At 53.7% G+C, this 231-nt stretch carries 1 pseudogene; it reads right to left on the bottom strand.

The features are described from left to right. Positions 1-231 (bottom strand): annotated as a pseudogene (locus SB660_RS24130) (BclA C-terminal domain-containing protein); the annotation flags it as partial.

Consider the following 231-nt stretch of genomic DNA (forward strand, 5'->3'; position numbering starts at 1 on the left):
GTGGCGCCGGTTGGACCAGTATCTCCAGTTGCACCAGTGGCTCCTGTTGGTCCGATATCTCCAGTTACACCAGTGGCTCCGGTTGGACCAGTATCTCCAGTTACACCAGTTACTCCTGTTGGTCCGATATCTCCAGTTACTCCTGTTGGTCCGATATCTCCAGTTACACCAGTGGCGCCGGTTGGACCAGTATCTCCAGTTACACCAGTTACTCCGGTTGGACCAGTATCT

Origin of the sequence: Bacillus sp. SIMBA_005 (genome assembly GCF_046535585.1) — a bacterium.
Taxonomy (GTDB): domain Bacteria; phylum Bacillota; class Bacilli; order Bacillales; family Bacillaceae; genus Bacillus; species Bacillus pumilus.